Annotated in this window: 1 protein-coding gene; it reads right to left on the bottom strand. The window is 66.5% G+C overall.

Annotation, left to right across the window (positions count from 1 at the left end):
* Positions 1-90: 90 nt before the first annotated feature.
* On the bottom strand, positions 91-573 hold a 483-nt coding region (locus AC5Y5W_RS24960; RefSeq protein ID WP_500014178.1), incomplete at its 5' end, for a transposase.

Genomic DNA, 573 nt, shown 5'->3' with positions numbered 1-573 from the left:
GCAGCCCTGGCTTCTGACCCGAAAATCGGATGGTGAGTGGGCAGGCTGACGGTGCCCGGCGGAGCGGGATATGCGGTGTGGTTTTGATGTTCAGGCGGCGGTGCCGGTGATGACGGCCTTGCCGTCGCGGATGAGGATGTGTTGGCCGGTGAGCGCCTGCAGTTGGGTGGCCAGATCGCGGGCGCGGCGGTGCTTGTTGATTCGGGATTCGTAGTATCCGGGACCTAGGTCGCAAAAGGTGGCGTCGGCGTCGGCCAGCAGGTGGTAAACGATGGTGAGCACCGAATTGCCGAGGGCGACGATTGCCTTGTGCTTGCCGCGGCGGCGGGCCAGCCGCCGGTAGCGAGCACCGAGGAAGGTGTCGGTGCGGGAGGCGCCGAACACGATGCGGCCAAGCGTGCCGGCCAGCCACGGATTGCCCCCGCCGCGGCCCTTGCTGCGGGACTTGCCGGCTGACTGATGGGTCTGTGGGCAGAATTTCGCCCACGACACCAGATGAGCCGCGGTGGGAAAGCGGGTCGTATCGATGCCGATTTCGGCGATCAGTTCGGCGGCGGCCACGGTGTCGATACC

The sequence above is a fragment of the Mycobacterium sp. NGS51 genome (genome assembly GCF_059812525.1).
This window is presented reverse-complemented; position numbering and strand designations above follow the sequence as displayed.